Source organism: Alicyclobacillus tolerans (genome assembly GCF_048984885.1).
Taxonomy (GTDB): domain Bacteria; phylum Bacillota; class Bacilli; order Alicyclobacillales; family Alicyclobacillaceae; genus Alicyclobacillus_I; species Alicyclobacillus_I tolerans.
The window spans coordinates 2,172,313-2,186,803 of record NZ_JBMGNK010000002.1 but is presented as its reverse complement, the minus strand read 5'-3'; the positions used below and the strand labels follow the sequence as shown (position 1 = coordinate 2,186,803).

12 protein-coding genes and 1 tRNA gene are annotated in these 14,491 nt (G+C 41.6%); 8 read left to right on the top strand and 5 right to left on the bottom strand.

Annotation, left to right across the window (positions count from 1 at the left end; all coding sequences use genetic code 11):
- Nucleotides 1-56: 56 nt before the first annotated feature.
- A complete protein-coding gene (gene phoU / locus ACOJUR_RS11035) occupies nucleotides 57-713 on the bottom strand; it encodes a phosphate signaling complex protein PhoU (protein ID WP_072872532.1) in 657 nt (218 codons plus the stop codon).
- A gap of 217 nt (nucleotides 714-930) precedes the next feature.
- Between phoU and ACOJUR_RS11030 the strand changes: the two genes are divergently transcribed.
- Nucleotides 931-1,158: a hypothetical protein gene (locus ACOJUR_RS11030; RefSeq protein ID WP_420950011.1), complete on the top strand. Its 228-nt coding sequence runs from the start codon at nucleotides 931-933 to the stop codon at nucleotides 1,156-1,158.
- On the top strand, nucleotides 1,151-1,906 hold the full coding sequence (locus ACOJUR_RS11025) for an NUDIX hydrolase (protein ID WP_420950010.1): 756 nt from the start codon (nucleotides 1,151-1,153) through the stop codon (nucleotides 1,904-1,906). The genes ACOJUR_RS11030 and ACOJUR_RS11025 overlap by 8 nt, the downstream gene beginning before the upstream one ends.
- Nucleotides 1,907-1,949: 43 nt before the next feature.
- Here ACOJUR_RS11025 and ACOJUR_RS11020 read toward each other — a convergent pair whose 3' ends face one another.
- Together ACOJUR_RS11020 and ACOJUR_RS11015 are read right to left on the bottom strand one after the other, a co-directional pair.
- Nucleotides 1,950-2,687, bottom strand: coding sequence for a hypothetical protein (locus ACOJUR_RS11020; RefSeq protein ID WP_420950009.1), 738 nt, complete (start codon nucleotides 2,685-2,687; stop codon nucleotides 1,950-1,952).
- A 421-nt stretch (nucleotides 2,688-3,108) separates the two neighbouring features.
- Nucleotides 3,109-3,366: a hypothetical protein gene (locus ACOJUR_RS11015; RefSeq protein ID WP_420950008.1), complete on the bottom strand. Its 258-nt coding sequence runs from the start codon at nucleotides 3,364-3,366 to the stop codon at nucleotides 3,109-3,111.
- Between the two features lie 714 nt (nucleotides 3,367-4,080).
- Here ACOJUR_RS11015 and ACOJUR_RS11010 point away from each other — a divergent pair.
- Nucleotides 4,081-4,479 (top strand): retroviral-like aspartic protease family protein, encoded by a 399-nt coding sequence (locus tag ACOJUR_RS11010; protein WP_420950007.1) that lies wholly within the window; start codon nucleotides 4,081-4,083, stop codon nucleotides 4,477-4,479.
- Between the two features lie 398 nt (nucleotides 4,480-4,877).
- Here the strand turns inward: ACOJUR_RS11010 and ACOJUR_RS11005 are convergent, their stop codons facing one another.
- Together ACOJUR_RS11005 and ACOJUR_RS11000 are read right to left on the bottom strand one after the other, a co-directional pair.
- Nucleotides 4,878-5,030, bottom strand: coding sequence for a hypothetical protein (locus ACOJUR_RS11005; protein WP_165611906.1), 153 nt, complete (start codon nucleotides 5,028-5,030; stop codon nucleotides 4,878-4,880).
- Between the two features lie 170 nt (nucleotides 5,031-5,200).
- Nucleotides 5,201-5,277 (bottom strand) — tRNA-Arg (locus ACOJUR_RS11000).
- A 369-nt stretch (nucleotides 5,278-5,646) separates the two neighbouring features.
- On the opposite strand from ACOJUR_RS11000, the gene ACOJUR_RS10995 reads away from it, so the two are divergent.
- The 5 genes from ACOJUR_RS10995 to ACOJUR_RS10975 all read left to right on the top strand — a co-directional run bounded on the left by ACOJUR_RS10995 (nucleotide 5,647) and on the right by ACOJUR_RS10975 (nucleotide 14,370).
- On the top strand, nucleotides 5,647-6,780 hold the full coding sequence (locus ACOJUR_RS10995; RefSeq protein ID WP_072875182.1) for a KamA family radical SAM protein: 1,134 nt from the start codon (nucleotides 5,647-5,649) through the stop codon (nucleotides 6,778-6,780).
- Nucleotides 6,777-8,138 (top strand): ATP-grasp domain-containing protein, encoded by a 1,362-nt coding sequence (locus tag ACOJUR_RS10990; protein ID WP_420950006.1) that lies wholly within the window; start codon nucleotides 6,777-6,779, stop codon nucleotides 8,136-8,138. Before ACOJUR_RS10995 ends, ACOJUR_RS10990 begins: the two co-directional genes overlap by 4 nt.
- A gap of 837 nt (nucleotides 8,139-8,975) precedes the next feature.
- Complete coding sequence (locus ACOJUR_RS10985; protein WP_420950005.1) at nucleotides 8,976-10,421, top strand: dipeptidase; 1,446 nt, start codon at nucleotides 8,976-8,978, stop codon at nucleotides 10,419-10,421.
- On the top strand, nucleotides 10,412-11,857 hold the full coding sequence (locus ACOJUR_RS10980) for an APC family permease (protein WP_072875185.1): 1,446 nt from the start codon (nucleotides 10,412-10,414) through the stop codon (nucleotides 11,855-11,857). The genes ACOJUR_RS10985 and ACOJUR_RS10980 overlap by 10 nt, the downstream gene beginning before the upstream one ends.
- A gap of 1,106 nt (nucleotides 11,858-12,963) precedes the next feature.
- Nucleotides 12,964-14,370, top strand: coding sequence for an MFS transporter (locus tag ACOJUR_RS10975; RefSeq protein ID WP_420950004.1), 1,407 nt, complete (start codon nucleotides 12,964-12,966; stop codon nucleotides 14,368-14,370).
- Nucleotides 14,371-14,491 lie beyond the last annotated feature (121 nt).

The following is a 14,491-nucleotide window of genomic DNA, read 5'->3' as shown; positions in this document are numbered from 1 at the left end:
ATTGAAATTTTCTGCATGGAAGGTAATGGATGGGTGAGAACTTGTGAATTGCTGCTTTAGTTTAGGTCAGATCGTTCACCGTAAACAATATAGATAACCCCTTCAGCAATATTTGTAGCGTGATCGCCCACTCTCTCTAAATAACGACCACAAAATGCAAGTGTCATAGCCTGTGAAGTCAATTCCGGAGTAAGGGAGCTAACATGAAACAAGCGCTCTACAACTTGTCGATATAAGTGATCTACCCGATCATCTTCAACGGCTAAACTTTTGGCACGTTCAGGATCATTATCGACATAAGCTTGTAAGGCTTCAGAAATCATAAAGTCAACAATTTGTCCCATCTCAGCGATTTCAGATGGGGGAGACGAGAGCTGTTGACCACTGAGACGAATGGTTGATTTGGATATATCCACAGCGAGATCGCCCATACGTTCTAAGTCAGATGCGATTCGCATGCCGGCCACAATGCGACGCAAATCGGTTGCAACTGGTTGTTGAGTAGCAATCAGTCGAATGCAGAGATCTTCAATTTCATGTTCCTGTCGATTGACTCGTTTATCTTCTTGAATAATTTCTTCGGCTAATTGTAAATTTCCATTTCTTAAGCTGCGCAAGCTACGTCTCAAGGCTTCCTGTACGTCTCCTCCCATGCGCAGCAATTTAAGTTTTAATTCTTTGAGTGCAATGTCGAATGCTTGACGCTGTTGCATAAATCGTCCTCCAGTAAAAATTCGCATGCCTGGCTAATAAGATTATTCACTTCTAGAGTGTATCACATGAAGAAATGTATCTAGCCACGCCTGTAAATATTTAGAATATATAAGGCTGATAAAATTCAAATTTTCATAACGCGAATTTCGACAGCTTCCGACTTTAAATCATGATATTCTCGAAAATGTGATTTTTAAAAGAGGAGTCGAATAACGTTTGCTCGATTTTCGTCACAGTCCCCAAACCAGTCCAATATTTTGGTGCCCTCATTGTCAGGAGCTTGTACCTGCAGAGTTTTCGGTTAAAATTATGAAAACTGTATATCGAGTGGAGAGAGAAGGAATTTTTCCTTTTGGAGTTTGTTACCATCATGCCAATGCAGAACAAATTCCCCTAAAACCTGCGCCAGAGGAGCGTGAAGAACGCGTGGTGGCACATGTCTGACAAAATAATGGAAGAAGATAAAGCACTTACAGCTATTCCTGCATATCGTCCGACTGGTCGATTTCGAAAAGCTGGAACATTGCTGGTTTTGCGCAATTCCTCGAGTGGACTACAAGTGTTAATGGAGAAACGTTCGCAAACCATGCGTTTTCTTCCAGGTTATCTAGCTTTTCCAGGTGGAACGGAAGATGAGCAGGATAGAATCATTGCTGAACAATATGCTATAGGCAGTCCCAGTGGTTATGAGGGTGGACGACTTTGGGCAATTACTGCCGTTCGTGAAACTTTTGAAGAAATTGGCTTGCTGACGGCTTTATCTATGCAAGGCTCAACAGGTCGAATAGATTCTTGTCCAGAGCAATATGCGTCAGTCGAGAAGAATTCTTCTTCATTGCTAGAATGGCTAAGATTCAATGAATATCAGTTGAATCTTACTCAATTGCGCTGTGTGGGACGTTGGATTGGTCCACACGGCCAGCCGGCACAGTTTGATACCTGGTTTTTTGCCATACACCACCAAGTTGATGAAGAATCATTTTCATATAATGAAGAAGTTGCAGAAGTTGGCTGGCAGACTGTAGAGCCATTAGTGAAAGAAATACACCATGGTTTGGTGAAGGTAGTTCCTCCCACTCGTGTTATGCTAGAGAATTTATCTCAGTTTGATACGGCTGAATCAGCCATGTCACAATTGACAGCGCACGATCCGACTTTATCAATGCTTGATTGGCTTGAGGATATGAAATAGTAAGGCTGGAGCAATCCAGTCTTGCTTTATGGATAATCTAGATTTACTCAGGATTTTTTATATTGGAAATTTGAATAGGATAGTGAGTACCTGGCAAACCTAAAATATATTTTGGAGGTTGGAGTCCTGAATAGCCTTTTAATTTGACAATCTGTTTTGTGTGAGTCATCAAATGACCATTCATCAAATTAATAGCCATGTATGCACCAGCTGAAGGTGACCCCAAAAGAATACTATCCCCAACAAAATGGAGTATATCAAATACTGGAGAAGGTCCCCAACCAAAATATACCGGTTGATGATTGTAACTGACTCCTACCGCTATGCCGTTCGGGATACTGTTGTAAAAATCCAAGATAAAAGTTTTGTGATGAAGTGTTCCAGTAAATGATTCAACTTTTTGGAATTTATTTCTATAGTAAGTAAGTTGAGTATGTTGATCTGTGTAGCCATTCGGTATAGCGTTGGGCATGCCTGAGTTAGTTATGAATTGAACATTTTTTCCTAAAAAAATATTTGTTTTTGTTGAGTTTATTGTAGATGATGAATTTTGATTGGCGGAATGACTGCTCTTGACTTGAGAAGAAACTGTTGTAGATTTTTGAGAATTTTTCACTTCATCTGTTTGGTTTTGCTGTTGAGGATTTGTCGATTTTGTTTGTGATGTTCCTATAGAATTAGCAGAAAGTGAAGAATCGCTGTGAATTGTCCCACACCCAGTCACAGCCAAACATGTCAGCGCAAGCGTGATTGCGCTGATTCCCCTCATTGCTCTACGCAAAACAACCACTCCCGGTTTTGATTTTCATTTTTTAGACGATCCTGATCCCGATTTTGTTACAGATGTATTCCAAATATTAACTATACACCTCCTTGGCAAGAGGTTAAACGTATCGTGATCGGGCTGTTTGTTAAGATGACTATATTGCACACTTGACGCAGTTGTTCAGGCTAAAAAACTTCTAATTTACATAGCTTAGCAACAACAAATATCGGAAGTTGAAGATTTCACTTACCTCTAAGTGATCTGCAATCTGCTGTGCATCCGCCGTTGCTCTCTCCAAATCAATTGGCAACACGAACAAAACACCATCAAATTTGTTTTTGACATAGAAACAAGACAATGAACATGAATAATCTGTAATTTTTATCTAAAAAATCCAGAATTAGGGTGGTTTCAACCTGCTTCAGGAACTATGCAGTTACTGCATGAGATTGGATTGTGAATATGATGCGGAATATTCGTAAAAACACTGATTTTTTAAAAACACCCTAACAATCTCCGATGAGGCACCTAACTGCATATCTCTCAGCGATACGGGTGTGAAGCCTGGCTCGTCTTCAGCAAGACTCGGATACGGCCCTGGCAGGCGGAGATATTCTTGCGCTTGACGATACGCACGCGCCACATCCGTAGGCCAAGGGAATCCCGTTTCTTTATTGGCTCTACGATAGTTCAAGCAAAGTTTAGACATGGGCGCGATGAACATTCTGGCGTTGCACGTCGTGCGCAGCAACGGGATGGAATACCTATGGCCGTACGCCATCTGGACGAAGCCCAAACGGAACACGCAGCTATTCCGCAACTTGATTGAGCCTGGCCCCCGATGTGAACGCTTTGTCCCGATACTTCCCAGAAACCTGATTCGGGAAGTCTATCCGCTGCTTATGGCACACTCATATGTAATCGTCAAGCTGCTCGAACAAAAGATCCAAACTTGAGCGTGATTGTTCTTGAACAGAGGCAAGGCATTACGCAATCTCATCGACGAATTTTGGCCAACACGATTGGAACTGGGGTGGTTTGATTCTGACAAATCCCAGTTATTGAGAGTAACTGCAAAACGTCTAAGGCTTAAATTACTGTTCAAAGCGTTGAGATTGGAAGATAATGTTTCTTTTTGGAATTTAGGACTAGGCGTAAAAAATAATTTTGTTGAGATGAACAGGCAACATGAATCGTTCCACATTCCATCTTGGTCATACATATCCAAACAAGCGTAATGGTTATTCGTATTTACACGACATTACCTTTTTTGAATTTATTTTCCACTTGTTTAGACGATCTCGATAGGATTTTTTTTCAAATACATTCTCCATCCATGATTAGCCCTGCCGACTTGGTCATGACATGCATACGATATTCTGTGAAAAAGGAAAGGTAGGCTGATAGAATGGCAAGTTATATTGAAATCGCTGTACTTCCAGGATCTATTCAAAATGATGCGTTTTATTTTACTTTAAATGTTAACGGTATAGATGTTCCTCATATGATTATGGATACAGGAGCGTTTGAGTTAACTTTCAATCAACAAATAGCAAATCAGTTAGGACTCCCCAATTTAGGATCCCTTCAAATTGGTGGTATAGGAGGCAATGCTAGTGCATATCAGTCAGAATGTAATCTAAACATAGGAGGCCAGAGTTTTTCTAATGTTCCTTGTATTGTTGATCCTACTTTCACAGACTCTGGTCTTTTTGGTTTAAGGTTTTTTGTGGATAATCAACTTGCACTTGCTTTAGATACGGTTAATCAATTACTACTCATCTTGTCACCTGCGGCATCTTATTAGTAGTACAAGGCTTAAACTGACTGATAAATCTTTCAAGCGCAATTCAATCTTTATGCGTTATAACCATCTTGTGACTCGAAAGAGCCTCATCCTAACCCCCTAAACATGGCTTAGCCCCGCGCTTGCGGGGCGTTTTTTTTTTGCGAGAGTAGAGTATTGAATAATTGAACATATCATAATTAATTATACTAGGAGTGATATAGTGATTTATTTTAGAAGAGATCATGATTGACCCATCGTCATGATCTCCAAAATTTACCCAAAGATAAAAAGGCTGGTGTTAAACATAAAACATATAAACCATAACGAGCCGTAATAAGTGAAAGCAATATACTTGCTATCGGAATCCCAACAGCAAGTATTCTTCTCCAGCTCATTTTCATGCTCAATCTTCCCTTTTATTTATTCATTACAGAAATGATGACAAGCGCTATAGCAAATAGTACAACAAAGATAATAGCACCTATGACTACAGGTTTATACGCATCGCCATCTTCAATTTTTCTGGGGGGTTTATTTTCATTTTCATATGAATTTTTATCTTTCGGCATTTGATGTCCTCCTGTGTAAAACGTATACAAAGTTATCATTGTTATCTAAATATATCTTTCTAATTCAATATGGCTCTATCCTGCCGCATTTTTTTCTTCAATATTTTTTATATAGAAATTCATGAAGAAAAGGCTCCCGGATATTTACTACCGGCAGCCTATTCTTTAATTGGCGTCTCAGGAGGGATTCGAACCCCCGACCCACAGCTTAGAAGGCTGTTGCTCTATCCAACTGAGCTACTGAGACAAACATACGCTAAGCATTATACACTCAAAAGATGAAAAATAGCAAGGTTGCGCGTTCTTTCAACCGAGTTGCATGAGTGGGAAGTGTATCATGTATCTCAAAACGTGATCGAGATTATGATTTTTATATTTTAATTTTTAGATTTATTTTGCCTTGATTCATAAGATGTTTGCGGGATATTCAGTCCATATGAAGTTGTGTGATAAAAAACCCTATTTAATTTAATTTTAATACTTTTATTGGTCAAATTTATTTTTAGTGTATTAATTATTTTGTGTAATAGATTTATTTACAAAAATGCAATATACGTGCGTGATTGGGAGTGATAATTTTGAGTTGATCAAATGAATTCAGAAAAGAGGAATCATCTTGAAACATGATTGTCATCAAACTGAAAGTCCAAAGAATGAATCTTGGAAAACAGAATTAAGACAATCATTTCGAACCAAATTAAGTCCTGAAATTGCTAAACTTGCTAAACAATCCGAAGCTATCGCAAGACAGATGTTACCTAGTATTCATGAATTAGATTTTAGTGGACTGCGTGAACCTTTTGAAGCAGGTAAAAATAATCAAGGAATTTATGGAATGGAAAGAATTTATGAAGATAGGGTGGTTTTAACACCTTATTTTGAATGTGCCGCGTATTGTCGCTATTGTTTTAAGAAAACTCGCACATTAGGTGGAGAAGCGAAAAGAATGACAGAGGCAGATATTGATCAAGCCATTCGTTATATATCCACAGATACTCGCATAAATACGGTACTTATCACGGGTGGTGACCCGTTTTTGGATTTTGATATGCTTGAAGAACTATTGAATCGTATAGAAGTTATTCCTCATATTCGAAATATTAGAATAGGTACCAGAAATATTCTTTTCACTCCCGAAAGTATTACTGATAACAGAATTGAGAGAATTGCTCGTTTTCAACGATTTCATTTAATGAATCCCAAAATGTCGAGATGTGTATCTGTTGGATTTTCATTAAATCATCCAGATGAGCTAACTCCATCTGTTATAGAAGCTTTAAGCATTTTTCACAGACACTCAGTCAGTATTAAAGGCCAGGTGGTGTTACTAAAGGGTGTCAACGCTGAAACCAGAATTATTCAAGAATTATCTAATCTCATGATTGCTAATCAGATTTCTCCATATTATGTATTCCATTGTATGCCAGTCATTGGAGCAAACCATTTTCGCACCTCAGTACAAAAAGGGATTGATATTCTTCGTGATTTAGCGCGATTTTCGGGAACAACTGCTTTTCAATACGTATATGTAACACCTGTTGGCAAGCATCGTCTAAATATTGATTCAAAACTAAACTATGTTTTTCGAGAAAATCAACGTTTGATTCGTAACCATACAGTCTATAAAGCAGCTGATTTTTTACAATTTTCTGGACAAAATTCTCTTCCTGTTGATCACGAAGTAGACAGTCAAGGATATATCATTTCTCATTATTTAGATGGAGATGATATGGAGGATGCTTGGTCATGAATAAAGCTATCGTTTTTATCGAAGTCGGTTCAATACTTAATCTCTTAAGCCGGGCAGATGCTGCACATAGGATGGGTTACCATACTATATGCGTGGTAGAGGTATATGAATACGAAAAATTTTGTCGCGAATATCATGTTGATAAGCAATCATATTTTGATGTTATCATACCAATAAATAATTTTTCCTATGAGAATTTGCTAAATATACTCTACAAATTGCAAAAAAATTGGGAGATAATCGCTGTTCACAATGTGGCTTCCTTATGCCATTCACAAGGGTATATAGCAGCAACTGTAGCATTATTGGCAAACGATTTAGGATTGCCCAATAAAAATCATTCGTCTATTATAGAATGTTCTAATAAATATTTAATGCGTGAAAAATTATATCAAATAGGTTTACAGGACAAGGACTATGCGTTGGTTACAAGTTTATCGGATTGTCTCATAGCTGCGGACTTCATTGGTTATCCGTTGATTTTAAAACCAGTTAATGGCTCAGCATCACATCTCATATTAAAAGCAGATAATAAAAGTGAATTTGTAGAAAATTACCAATATATGTGTCGTCGGATTGAAGAAGGAGGAAATCCTGGCCAATATAATTTTGCTCATAATTTCCAGTTGCCACGTAATCGTTCAATTTTTATGGATCCTAGAAATATGTTTTTAGTGGAGAAATATTTGGACGGTCCTGAAGTGAGTATCGAAATGATAGTCTTTCAAAATCAAGTGGTTCCACTTCTTATCCATGACAAAGTTATTTTAACAGAAGAGAGAAGCAAAGTATTAGAACATTTTTTAGTCACACCGCCTGATAGATTAAATCATGAGCAAATCGACGAGCTCTTAAATTATGCAGAGACGGCGATTGATAAAATTAAATTAAATCAATCATTTGTACATCTTGAAATGAGATATGATAAAAACAGTGGTCCTAGAATAATTGAAATAAATCCCCGTATAGGTGGGATGTTAGTACCTCAAAGTCTAAAAACTTATTATGGAATGGACGTTTCTGAATGGGAAATTCTTCTATGTACAGGTTCCTCAATCTCTATACCCGCCAAGATCGAACAGAAAAATAAATACGCTATGTTTACAATTTATCCAAATCAAGAAGGTGTACTGTTATCCATAGAAGGATTGGAGGAGTGCAGAACCAAGCAGGGGGTGGTGTACATTCATCAAGTTTACCCAAATGGAACACATGTTTATTGTCAAGATGAAGAAATGTTTCTTGTGGTAGGTTGGTTGCAAGGAAATTCAGTAGAGTTTTTAAAAGATTTATATCATGAGATCAATCAGAGGGTAAATATACGTATCGAAACAAATAGCTTGCATGAAATGATCTAGTAGACAAACTTATAAGAAAGAAAAATTCAACATTCTCTTACTTGAGTGTTTTGCAGAATTATAAAGATTTATAAGACAAGGAATTTGAAGGCATGAAAAAGTACTTCACCCCAATCTTCGAGAAGATTTCGAGTGACGAAATCAGAAATTTCCGAGGAGGGAAGTCCCATATGTATCTTCTTCAACCATCGCCTGCTTTTGTTTTTGGGGGGCTTGGAACTCCAACCGTATGCTTTCGAAGTTAAGAAAGCCGTCAACCCAAATGCACGAGATCTATCCATCGTGAAGCGATTCTACTTGCACTTTTGGTGGCTTCGCTTGAAGGAATAGCATCGGGATGGGACGTCGCGTTGCTCGATGGGCTATGACATGGATTATTGGGTGTGTGTTGGCATGAGCGAACCGCTGTAGCACGTTGTAATGCAAGGTTTCAGACGAATTTGACGGCGAATGATGTCCATGTCCGAGACATCCGCAAAGTAAAGATACACAGGCTTATCAATGCGATCGCGATACTCGCATCAGCACTAGCCGTAAACCAGATGGAACAACACAAGAAGTCTGCGTAAGCTAAAACAAGTTCATCTGATGAGAACAACATCGATTACCGGTATATGGAATATGCTTGCTGCCCTGGTCTCGTTCTTTTTTTCGCCTCTACCTAAACGACCATTCAGCAAAACGATCATATTGTCCACTATTTCAGCCTAACACTATCGATCTTTGACGTAAGAATCGTGATATAGTAATCGCAATGCTAGGTCGTTAGAGACTGATTGTTAAGTCTACAGAAGATAGCAGGGACATCCGGCTTATCCTAGTAGAAAGGGGAAAACCATGCCGTACGAAAAGGCTGAGGCTTATATAAAAAAACACCAGAACAGGATGCTTCAGGACTTGTTTAATTTTTTATCAATACCTAGCCTTAGTAAGGATAGCAAAGAGCGGAATGGTTTGTATGAAGCAGCTGAATTTTTATCGACTTATTTAAACTCAATAGGGATACCGATGGTGCGGTGGATTACGTTTGAGGATGCTGCCCCGATTATCTACGCAGAAAGACATCAAGGTTCACACTTGCCAACGATACTGATCTATGGACATTACGATGTTCAGCCGCCGGGAAAACTGGAGGAGTGGTGCAGTCCGCCTTTTGCACCGGAGATTCGTGGCAACTGTTTGTACGCACGAGGAGCTAGCGATGACAAAGGGCAACTGCTGACACATCTTCAAGCTCTGGAAGCCGTCATACAAACGGGTAGGGAATTACCCTTTAATATCAAGTTTTTGTTCGAAGGCGAAGAGGAAATAGGAAGTCCTGGTCTTCTTGCTTTGCTATCCCGCGTTCGTGAAGCACGATTTGTGGAAATTATCGATGAGCAGGGACGGGAACATACGTTAGATTTGCAGGCGGACGTAGTCGCCATTTCGGATACTCCATTTTTGCTTGAAAACCAACCTGCTCTGTGCATTGGTACGCGCGGGCTATGCGGAATTGAAATAACTGTACATGGTCCTGCGCAGGATTTGCATTCAGGTGGATACGGTGGACTGGTGGAAAATCCTCTACATGCCTTATCAGCGATGATTCACAGCTTGCACAATGTCGATGGAAGCATAGCGGTTAATGGTTTTTACAACGATATTGCATCAATCCCAAATGAGATCAGAAGTATCATACAGCAAACGTCTCCGTCAGAAGAACTTTTGCTACAACAACTGGGAGTTCCAGCATTATACGGAGAAGCTGGGTATACTCCGCTGGAGAGAATATGGATACGACCTTCACTGGAGGTTAATCGCATGTATGGTGGAGATATTGGCTCCTCTCCCCGTACCATAATTCCAAGTGTCGCCCATGCTACAGTCACGGTACGTCTAGCGTTAGGACAAAATCCGGCTCACATTGCTGATATCATTCAAAAGCACTTAATGAGTAAAGCTCCTTCAACGGTTCGAGTAAACACAAAGCTACTCGATCAATGCTGGGCATGGATGGCAGATGTTTCCCATACGGCCTACGCACACGCCTTACAAGCCTTAGCATATGGATTCGGCAAAGAAGCAACATTCATTCAAATGGGTGGCTCTATTCCAGTTTTAGCTCATTTTTCTGAGCACCTTCAGGCGCAGGTGGTTTTGCTGGGTTTTGGCTTACCCTCAGATAATATTCACTCTGCAAACGAGAACTTTTCTCTATCCCAGAGAGAACAGGGGCTGCGGACGCTTGTTGCTTATTATCAAACGCCTTGGCCGCCTGTAGAGAAAGGATCATGCCTGTGACCAGCTCATCTTCGGAAGGAATCCGCCAATTGGGTTTACGCGAGGGAAGTATCAGTTTTTGGGGAGCTTTAGCGATTTCCTTTGGTAATATGGCTCCCGCCGCTAGTGTACTGTTTTTACCTCAAGCCATGGCGCAGTTTACAGGAAGTGCGGTTCCTCTCGCGTTTGTCTTTGCTATGGTGGCTTCATTTTTGACCGCCGCATCGATTTTGCACTTTGCCAGACGCTTTGCCTCGGCTGGCGCAGCGTATGCATTCAATAGCTTGGCTTTCGGCAAGGTGCTAGGTTTTCTATCGGGATGGATGCTTGCATTGGCCTATGGGCTTGCTTTGCCGTCCAATTTACTCGTATTTGGCTATTTTGCTCAGGGTTTTACCCAACAAGTCTTCGGGGAACAGATTAGTTGGCTGATATTCTCTCTATGTGGCATCGTGGCTGTTACGTATCTGGTGATACGTGGGATACGCACCTCGGCGAGAGTAGACCTGTTCCTCATTATTGTCGAAACCGCTATTGTTCTAGGACTGGCTATAGCCATCATTGTTCAAGGCGGAGCAAATGGGAACACATGGGCAGTTTTCTCTCCATATCAGTCGCCTTCATCTTGGACAGGCATTATCTTCGGAATGTTGTATGGAGTCGGGGCATTTGCAGGATTCGAGGCATCCGCGACTGTGGCTGAGGAAACGAAAAATCGTTTTAAAGCAATTCCTGCGGCGATATTTGCGGCTCTCATTTTAGGCGGATTGCTATATATCGTTGTTTCCTATGCGATCGCGATAGGATATGGGGTCCACGGTGGAGGTCGGTTAGCGCATGCGACACTCCCCCTCAGTTCGTTAGCAATTCATTTTGTAGGGCAATGGATGGCACTCGTAGTTGACTTCGCAGGTATGATCTCTGCCCTTGGCATCTCGCTGGCGAGTGCAAACGCCAGTGCGCGTGTGTTATTTACCATGGGCCGTGACGGTGTGATACCCCGGTGGTTTTCTCATTTGCATCAGCGTTTCGGAACGCCGCACCATGCCGCCCTTATGTTAACCGGTGTATCTACCCTTTTACTGTTTGTCGTAAGCTTCGCTAAAAGTCCTTATCCGGCTGGATTCAGCTATTTGGTGGAAGCGTCCGACATTCTCGGACTTTCGCTGTATGTCCTGATTAATATTGCCTGGATTCGATTATGGAAAAAAGACCAGCATCATTTTCACATGGGTTGGTTGGTAGGGACTCTCCCATCTGCACTGGGGGCCATTGTTATGTTTATTCCACTTGTATCCACCATCTATCCCATTCCGGCTTGGCCACTCAATCTTGTACTTTATTTGACAGCGCTCTTTGTCTTGACTGGAGTCATCGTAGCCCTTTGGTTGAAGAAGAACAGGCCAGAAACGTTGACCCAAGCGGGGCAAGCTTCCGTATCCAGTGAATATTTATAAGACTAGCATTGGACAGTCGTATTTCTAAAGGCCATCGTTCAGGTAAGAGATGAATTTTGTAGTTTAGAGGCGATGTCCCCCAAAGTAATTTTGGCATCGGCTCTTAGGAATTGATCGAGGGATTATGGAGTTATACGGTATACCAATCACTGGTTTTTTAGCATGGATATTAAGAATTCTGTTCTTGTACTTTATGCCTTTGAAACGAAATGCTGTGCGTGTTGTTCTAGAGTTTTTTAGCACATTCATAACAGGTAGATTTCTCGTACCAGTACTGTCGAGTCGATTTCCAGAAAATCATACCATCTCAACGGTTTTGGACACCATATCATCCTAAAAAAGGATAAAGAATGAGGTTTCAACAGCCTGGGAGGGTGGAATACCTTCCTTTTGGTAGACTTCTGTGTAGAGTTGCTACATCAGTAATTCAAGGTTCACAGCCTGCATACGGTCAGAGTCGGTCGGAGAGGAATGGGAGTTCCCTGGCACGAGCAAAAGCAGCGTCAGCCACCGGTTCATGTCTGCCACGAAAAAGAAGTTGAAGTTTCTGCTGCCAACGGCGCTACGCTAAATGGGATGCTCTCGGTGCAAAACGCATGCCTGCAGACAAGAGACCATCGTCACGCCTTCGCTTGGAGATTCCGGTGGAAGAACTATCGCTAGAACGTGGCTAAATCTGACGCACTTGAAATCGGGGGTGGTAAAGCACAATGGAGGCTTTTCATCATGCGATTGATGAAGCGCAGAAATTGAAATCGACATTTCCTGAAAAGGGGTACTGAGACATACCCATCCACAATGAGCTTGAACTTGAAAAGTTGTTTTGAGCACTGGTTATTTTGCGATCCGTTTTTAAACCATGGACTACCTAGCCTGTTTTCTAATCAAGCTAGGTAGTCCATGGTCGTTATGATGACCGAGAGAATCTTCTATGTTTGCGCAATTTTCGCTGTTTACAGATTCTTTATCAAACGTTCACTTTGCCTTCATGGTTTCTTCACGGCGGTTTAACGAAATGGCAGTATTGTGTGCGTGAATTAGGAGCATGTCTTTGGCTTCCATATTCAGAGATTTAGTTTTGTGAAGATTGGGAGGGGATTATTCGGATGGATGGCACGGGGCTTTTTGAAAGGTTGGATCGGGCCAAGTTCAACAAGTTTCATCTCAAGTCCATTTTCACGACAGGTATGGGTGTGTTCACGGACGGTTATGACTTATCCTCTATCGGAATTGTGCTACCCTTGGTACTATTATCTTTTAACGTCAAAAGTCTGACTGGACTTGAAAGTTCTCTGCTGGCGGGTAGCGCTCTTATCGGTGCTGCATTAGGTGCGATTGTCTTTGGACTGCTCGCGAACAAAGGTCGAAAGACATTTTATGGACTTGATGTGTTAGTGCTTGCCTTAGCATCCTTGGCACAAGCGTTTGTCAGCAACGTACCCGAATTGATTGTCGTGCGGTTCATTTTAGGGATAGGGATTGGTGCGGATTATGTACTATCTCCTTTAATTATGGGTGAAAATGCGAATTCTCGAGATCGTGGAAAAAGTATCGCCATTGGTTTCGGACTGACGTGGGGAATTGGCGCTACATTTGCCGCCATTCTATACATGGTTTTACAGGTGTTTCATGCGCCGAATGCGCTCATTTGGCGCATTGTTTTAGGCTTTGGCGCGGTTCCTGCAGCTTCGGTCATTTACTTACGCCGAAAATTGCCAGAGACTCCTCGGTTCTTGGCGAGGATGAAAGGGGATTTTGCGGGGCTACAAGAGGTAGTCTTGCAAGTTACTGGCGGAGTGGCGAACAATGTTGTCAGTCGAGACAAGTTAGAAGATCGACAAGCAGCAAGATTCTATTGGGCTAAAAACCGTAAAAATATCTTTGCAGCGTGCGTGCTATGGTTTCTCTTCGACATTGTCGCGTATTCTGGAATTCTCTTTGGTCCGTCGCTTATCGCGAAGGGGATTGGCCTGACCGCCGGGAGTTTTCAACTGGTTATGGAGCTTGCATTTACCGTTCCAGGGGCCATTGTTGCCATTTTACTGATTGACCGTTGGGGGCGGAAACCACTCCAAGTTTTTGGGTTTATCGGTATGGCTGCCGCTTTAGGCTTGTTTAGTATGTTGAAGGGTGAGGCAACTGCCGTACCTTTAATCGGTTTGTTGCTGTATGGCGGACAAAACTTGATGTCTCAAGCTGGACCGGGTTCTGTCTCCGCTTCCGGTATGCTCGGGGTTGAGTTGGCGCCAACAAAGATTCGAAGCGTTGTTCAAGCAATTACGGTTGCTTCTGGTCGACTAGGGGCATCCTTAACAGCCTTTGTCTTCCCTGCTCTATTTCGAATCTGGGGTGAAGCAGTGGCAATTGGATTTTTAGCAACCTTGGCTGTTATTGCTGCAATCCTCACATTGATACTGCTGCCCGAAACCAAGCGGCGGACGCTCGAAGAAACTTCGAGAGAGGTGGATGACAATACAACATCGTTAACAGTTTCCATATCGACGGGCACCTAATTTGTGCACTGAGAAACTAATTCTGTTGATAGCAGACTGTGCCGTCTTTTCTCCCTGAGAGGAAATAGTTGTTTAACGGACGGCGCCGTGCTTTGAGGCGAAAAAATGGACTGATTAGACC

Bases quoted from the DNA above. Each gene is read 5' to 3' on its own strand.
- phoU (WP_072872532.1), bottom strand. From the start codon at position 713: ATGCAACAGCGTCAAGCATTCGACATTGCACTCAAAGAATTAAAACTT.
- ACOJUR_RS11025 (WP_420950010.1), top strand. From the start codon at position 1,151: ATGTCTGACAAAATAATGGAAGAAGATAAAGCACTTACAGCTATTCCT.
- ACOJUR_RS11010 (WP_420950007.1), top strand. From the start codon at position 4,081: ATGGCAAGTTATATTGAAATCGCTGTACTTCCAGGATCTATTCAAAAT.
- ACOJUR_RS11005 (WP_165611906.1), bottom strand. From the start codon at position 5,030: ATGCCGAAAGATAAAAATTCATATGAAAATGAAAATAAACCCCCCAGA.
- ACOJUR_RS10990 (WP_420950006.1), top strand. From the start codon at position 6,777: ATGAATAAAGCTATCGTTTTTATCGAAGTCGGTTCAATACTTAATCTC.
- ACOJUR_RS10985 (WP_420950005.1), top strand. From the start codon at position 8,976: ATGCCGTACGAAAAGGCTGAGGCTTATATAAAAAAACACCAGAACAGG.
- ACOJUR_RS10980 (WP_072875185.1), top strand. From the start codon at position 10,412: ATGCCTGTGACCAGCTCATCTTCGGAAGGAATCCGCCAATTGGGTTTA.
- ACOJUR_RS10975 (WP_420950004.1), top strand. From the start codon at position 12,964: ATGGATGGCACGGGGCTTTTTGAAAGGTTGGATCGGGCCAAGTTCAAC.